General features: G+C 72.0%; 5 protein-coding genes and 1 rRNA gene. 5 read left to right on the forward strand and 1 reads right to left on the reverse strand.

What is annotated here, in order from left to right:
* Positions 1–15: 15 nt before the first annotated feature.
* Genes ACZ55A_RS30205 through ACZ55A_RS30225 form a run of 5 tightly spaced genes read left to right on the forward strand, consistent with a single transcriptional unit; the run spans position 16 to position 5,671 of the window.
* Positions 16–1,482, forward strand: coding sequence for a DUF7847 domain-containing protein (locus ACZ55A_RS30205; RefSeq protein WP_468846615.1), 1,467 nt, complete (start codon positions 16–18; stop codon positions 1,480–1,482).
* Between the two features lie 22 nt (positions 1,483–1,504).
* Positions 1,505–2,179 carry a DUF4129 domain-containing protein gene (locus ACZ55A_RS30210; RefSeq protein ID WP_468846617.1) on the forward strand — a complete coding sequence of 225 codons (675 nt, stop codon included), beginning with the start codon at positions 1,505–1,507 and terminating at the stop codon, positions 2,177–2,179.
* The gene (locus ACZ55A_RS30215) at positions 2,176–3,405 is read left to right on the forward strand and encodes a DUF4350 domain-containing protein (RefSeq protein ID WP_468846620.1); all 1,230 of its coding nucleotides are present in this window, start codon (positions 2,176–2,178) and stop codon (positions 3,403–3,405) included. Before ACZ55A_RS30210 ends, ACZ55A_RS30215 begins: the two co-directional genes overlap by 4 nt.
* On the forward strand, positions 3,386–4,351 hold the full coding sequence (locus ACZ55A_RS30220; RefSeq protein ID WP_468846622.1) for an AAA family ATPase: 966 nt from the start codon (positions 3,386–3,388) through the stop codon (positions 4,349–4,351). The genes ACZ55A_RS30215 and ACZ55A_RS30220 overlap by 20 nt, the downstream gene beginning before the upstream one ends.
* A 9-nt stretch (positions 4,352–4,360) precedes the next feature.
* Positions 4,361–5,671, forward strand: coding sequence for a DUF58 domain-containing protein (locus ACZ55A_RS30225; RefSeq protein WP_468846625.1), 1,311 nt, complete (start codon positions 4,361–4,363; stop codon positions 5,669–5,671).
* A gap of 424 nt (positions 5,672–6,095) precedes the next feature.
* Here the strand turns inward: ACZ55A_RS30225 and rrf are convergent.
* Positions 6,096–6,188, reverse strand: a 5S ribosomal RNA gene (gene rrf, locus ACZ55A_RS30230); the annotation flags it as partial.

Here is a 6,188-nt window from a genome sequence, read left to right on the forward strand (position 1 = left end):
CAAGAAGGAGCGACGATGAACAACTCTCCGGGCTGGGCCTCGCCCGGATCCACGCCCTCCGACGAGCCGGCCCGCGGCACACAGGAGCAGCCCACCGAGCCCTCCACCCCCGAGGCCGGCACCACCGAGCAGCCGTCCCCGCCGAACTGGTCCAAGGAACAGCCGCCCGCCGGCCACTGGTCGGCCCCCGCCGGCATCCCCAGCCAGAGCGGCCCCCATGGGCGCGGCGGCCAGAACCCCGGCGACCGCACCCGCGCCGCCTCGTCCGCCCCGGCCGGGCCCGGCTGGGGCCACCGGCCGGGCCCCGGCGGCCAGCAGCCCCCGTGGGGCGGCAGCTGGGCCGCGGTACCGCAGGCCGCCAAGCCCGGCGTCATCCCGCTGCGCCCGCTCGCCATCGGCGAGATCCTCGACGGCGCGGTCGCCACCATGCGCGCCCACTGGCGCACCGTCCTCGGCATCTCGTTGGTCGTCGCGGCCGTCTCGCAGACCGCGGTCACCGTCGTCACCGGACTGTGGTTCCAGAGCGCCGGCCGCACACCCTCCGTGTCCAGCGGCAACGTCCCCCCGCTCCGCGAAACCATGCGCCAGGTCAGCTCTTCGCTGGCCGGCAGCGCCCTCACCTCGGTGATCGGGCTGCTCGCCACGATCATCGCCACCGGGCTGCTCACCATGGTCGTCAGCCGCGCGGTCCTGGGCCGCTCGGTGACGCCCGGGGAGGCCTGGCGCGACGCCCGCGGCCAGCTCCCCCGCCTGCTCGGTCTGCTCGTTCTGCTGCCGGCGCTCATCACCGCGATATTCGCGGTCGGGGTGGCTCCCGGCCTCCTCCTCGTCGCTACGGGCTCGCTCGACACGGGCCTGATGCTCGCCCTGTTCGGCGGACTGCTCGCCGCCGTGGCAAGCCTCTGGCTGTGGGTCCGCTTCAGCCTGGCCTCTCCCGCGCTGATGCTGGAGAAGCAGGGCGTCATCGCCTCGATGCGCCGCTCCGCCAAGCTCGTACGGGGCTCCTGGTGGCGGGTGCTGGGCGCCCAGCTGCTCGCCTACGTACTGATCGGCATCGTCGAGTTCATCGTCCAGATCCCAGCCACCCTCATCGCCTTCCTCATCGATGGCGAGAGCCTCATGGACTGGGCCAGCGGCGCCAGCGACAGCACCGACTGGTCGTTCCTGACCGTGCTGGGCATCGGCGCAGTCATCAGCTCCACCATCACCTTCCCGATCAGCGCCGGCGTCACCGCGCTCCTCTACATGGACCAGCGCATCCGCCGCGAGGCCCTCGACCTCGAACTGGCCCGCGCCGCCGGCCTCCCCGGCTACGGCACCGAAGCCCCGGCCCACGCCGCGCCGGCCCACTCCGCGCCGGCCGAAGAGGCGCCTGCCGAATCTGAGCGGACGGAAGACGCACCGCCCGCTGACCCGCCCGCCGGGACGACACCCGCCGACGACTCCGGATCGCGCCCCAGCGACGCCGCACCGGGAAGCTGATGCGGTGACCACAGGGGGGAACATGGCAACGCTCGGACCACTCCTCGCGCGTTCCGACGACGACATACCGGTGCGGACTCCTCGCCTGCCCGCCCACGAGGCGGCGGAGCGCGAGCTGTCCGACCCCCGGTACCACCAGCACGACCCCAACCCGGTCCAGCGCGCCCTCGACTGGCTCTGGGACCGCCTCGACGCGCTGTTCCACGCGGCCGCCGGCACCACACCGGGCGGCTGGATCGGACTCCTCGCCATCGTGGCGTTCGTCCTGCTGCTGCTCGTCGCCCTCCGGCTCCGGCTCGGCGCCGTACGCCGCACCCCGACCACCCGCGGCGCGCTCTTCGCCGACGCCCCGCGCACCGCCGCGGAACACCGCGCGGCAGCCGACCGGCACGCCGCCGCGGGCCGGTGGAGCCAGGCCATCCAGGACCGGATGCGGGCCCTCGTCCTCGCCCTCGAGGAACGCGCCCTGCTCACCCCCGGCCCGGGCCGCACCGCCGACGAAGCGGCCACCGAAGCCGGCCGGGCCCTGCCGCCATACGCCGACCAACTGCGCACCGCCGCCCGTACCTTCGACGACGTCACATACGGCGGCCGCCCCGGCACGGAACCGGCGTACACCCTCCTGGCCGGCCTCGACGCCGATCTCCAGCGCGCCAAGCCCACCCTGGCCACCTCCCCGACCAGGAGCCGCGGATGACCACGGCCACCTCGAACGCCGCCGCACTCTCCCCGGCCACGCGACACCTGTGGGCCCGGTCCCGCGGCCCTCTGCTCGCGCTCCTCCTGCTCGTCGTCAGCGGAGTCGTCCTCGCGGCCCTGCAATCCGGTGAGCAGCGCGGCCGGCTCGACCCCCGCTCGGCGGACCGGTCCGGAAGCCGCGCGCTCGCCCAACTCCTCGCCGACCACGGCGTCACCACACAGGTCGTGACCAGCTCCGAGGAGGCCGCCGCCGCGGCCGGCCCCGACACCACCCTGCTCATCACCGATCCCAACGTCCTGACCAAGGACCAGCTGACGGGTCTGCACACCGCGACCGCACACACCCCCGGACGCACCGTTCTGCTCGCCCCCGGCTCGCCGGCCCTCGGCACCTTCGCCCCGAACGTCCACCTGGAGCCCCCGGTCGGCAACTCCGCCCTGCGGCCCGCCTGTTCCCTGCCCGACGCCCGCCGCGCCGGCAACGCCCTCCTCGGCGGCCTGCGTTACGCAACGCCCGCCGACGGCGCCGACCGCTGCTACCCCAGCGGCGGCAGGCCGACCCTGCTGCGGCTGCCGGCCCTGGCCACCGGCCGCGACACCGTACTCCTCGGCTCCCCCGATCTCCTCTACAACCAGCACCTCGCCGAGCACGGCAACGCCTCGCTGGCCCTTCAACTCCTCGGCTCCCGTGAACATCTGGTCTGGTACCTCCCTTCCGTGAGCGACCCGTCCTCCGCCCAGGACGACCAGCGCGGCCTCCTCGACCTCGTTCCTTCCGGCTGGCTCTGGGCCCTGCTCCAACTCGCCTTCGCCACGGTCCTCGCAGCGCTCTGGCGCGCCCGCCGACTCGGCCCCCTGGTACCCGAAAGGCTCCCCGTCACCGTTCCCGCCGCCGAGACCACCGAGGGCCACGCACGTCTCTACGAACAGGCCCACGCCCGCGACCGGGCCGCAGCCGTACTGCGCGCCGCCACCCGCACCCGCCTCGCCCCACTCATCGGCGTGTCCCCCACGCACGCCCACACCCCCGACACTCTTCTCCCCGCCATCCAGGCCCACTTGACCGCCGCCCCTGACGCCGGATCAGGCCTCCAAGCCCTGCTCTTCGGCCCGGCTCCCGCGGACGACCGGGCCCTGGTCCAGCTGGCCGACCACCTCGACGCACTCGAATCCTCGATCGTTTCCCAAGAGAGGCACGCCCCCCGTGAGCACCCCGACCGCTGACAGCGCCCGAGCCTCCCTCGAGGACCTGCGCACCGAGATAGCCAAGGCCGTCGTAGGCCAGGACCCCGCCGTCACCGGCCTGGTCGTCGCCCTCCTCTGCCGCGGTCATGTGCTCCTCGAAGGCGCCCCCGGCGTGGCGAAGACTCTGCTCGTACGCGCCCTGTCGGCGGCCCTCGAACTCGACACCAAGCGCGTCCAGTTCACCCCCGACCTGATGCCGAGCGATGTCACCGGCTCATTGGTCTACGACGCCCGCAGCGCGGAGTTCTCCTTCCAGCCCGGGCCCGTCTTCACCAACCTGCTGCTCGCCGACGAAATCAACCGCACGCCTCCCAAGACGCAGGCGTCTCTGCTCGAAGCGATGGAAGAGCGTCAGGTGACCGTCGACGGCACCGCCCGTCCCCTCCCCGAACCGTTCCTGGTGGCCGCCACCCAGAACCCCGTGGAGTACGAAGGCACCTATCCACTGCCCGAGGCCCAACTCGACCGCTTCCTGCTGAAGCTGACAGTGCCTCTCCCAGCCCGCCACGACGAGATAGACATCCTCACCCGCCATGCGGCCGGCTTCAGCCCCCGCGACCTGAATGCCGCCGGACTGCGCCCCGTCGCCTCCACCGCCGACCTCGACGCAGCCCGCGACGCAGTCGCCAAGACCTCGGTATCCCCCGAAGTCACCGGCTATATCGTCGATATCTGCCGTGCCACCCGTGAATCCCCCTCGCTCTCTCTCGGCGTCTCCCCCCGAGGCGCCACCGCACTGCTCTCGACCTCACGCGCCTGGGCCTGGCTCACCGGCCGCGACTATGTAACCCCCGACGACGTCAAGGCCCTTGCTCTTCCCACGCTCCGCCACCGCATCCAGCTCCGCCCCGAAGCGGAGATGGAAGGAGTCACCGCGGACTCCGTGATCAATGCCGTGCTCGCTCATCTCCCCGTCCCCCGCTGAGACGACACCGTGGCCCTCACCGGACGCACCGCCCTCATCTCCGCACTCGGAGCTCTCTTCGTCGGCTTCGTGCTGCCCAGCTGGCTCGGCATCCTCACCGTCCAACTTGCCTTGCTGATAGCAATCTTGTGCGATCTCGCGCTCGCCGCGCCAGTGCGAACGCTTCATTTCACCCGAACCGGTGACACATCTGTTCGACTAACGGGTGAAGCCCACACGCACCTCACCCTCACCAACCCGAGCCGCCGCACCCTGCGCGCCCAGATCCGCGACGCCTGGCCCCCGAGCTCCTTCCGGCCCGGCACCGACATCCCCGCCTCACGCCACACCGTCCGCATCCCCGCCGCCGAACGCCGCCGCCTCACCACCACGCTCCACCCCACCCGCCGCGGCGACCACCACGCCGTCCGCGTCACGGTCCGCTCCTACGGCCCCCTCGGCCTGGCAGCCCGTCAGGGAAACCACCACGTCCCGTGGACGCTCCGCGTGCTCCCGCCCTTCACCAGCCGCAAGCACCTCCCCGCCAAGCTCGCCCGGCTCCGCGAACTCGACGGCCGCACCAGCATCCTGACGCGCGGTGAGGGCACCGAATTCGACAGCCTCCGCGACTACACCCCCGGCGACGACACCCGCTCCATCGACTGGCGCGCCACGGCCCGCCGGCAGGACCTCGCCGTCCGCACCTGGCGCCCCGAACGCGACCGCCGCATCCTGCTCGTCCTGGAAACCGGCCGCACCTCCGCCGGCCGCGTAGGCGACATCCCCCGTCTCGACGCCTCCATGGACGCCGCGCTGCTGCTCGGCGCCCTCGCCGCCCGCGCCGGCGACCGTGTCGACCTGCTCGCCTACGACCGCCGGGTACGCGCCTCCGTACAAGGCCGCGCCGCCCGTGACGTCCTCCCGGACCTGACCGACGCGCTCGCACCACTCGAACCCGAACTTGTCGAGGCAGACGCCCGCGGCCTGGCCGCCACGATCCACCGCCGCACCTCGCGCCGGTCCTTGATCGTGCTCTTCACCGGACTGGACGCGGCCCCCGTCGAGGAGGTCCTCCTGCCCGTCCTCCCCAGCCTCACCCAGCGCAACGAACTCATCGTCGCCGCCGTCGCCGACCCTCGCATCGAGGAAATGGCCGCAGGCCGCCACACCCCCCAGGCCGTCTACGCCGCGGCAGCCGCGGAGCAGACCCGCGCCGCCCGCCGCCGCACCGCGGACCGCCTCCGCCACCACGGCATCACCGTCATCGACTCCACCCCAGCCCGCCTGGCCCCCGACCTGGCCGACGCCTACCTCACCCTGAAGTCCTCCGGCCGTCTGTAATACGGCCGGAGGAATACCGAGAGGCGCCCCGCCCCCGTCGCTCGTGTGAAGGCATGGCGACAACGACACTGCACTGGCCCACAAGGACACGGCCACAGGCACAGACACAGCTCAAGCCAAAGAGCATCGACTCATCCAACAGCCCCACCCACCCCCGCCACACACAACCAGCTGACGAGTGCACCCCATCCACGCGCTCTTCAACGTGGGCAGAACAGCTGCACGAGGTAGTGGGGTCACTCTTCCTCCCCCCAAGACCAGCAAATGACAAGACTCCCTCCCCGTATCGGGGCGCTAGCGCTACCCATCACCCGGAACGCAAAAGAGCCCCACACCGAATGGCGTGGGGCTCTTCCCGAAAATCAGAACAAAAAAGCTCCGGTCCCTGAACCACAAGGGGTTCAAAGACCGGAGCTGAAGAATTGTTCGGCGGCGTCCTACTCTCCCACAGGGTCCCCCCTGCAGTACCATCGGCGCTGAAAGGCTTAGCTTCCGGGTTCGGAATGTAACCGGGCGT

The organism is Streptomyces sp. NPDC034111, from assembly GCF_055575375.1.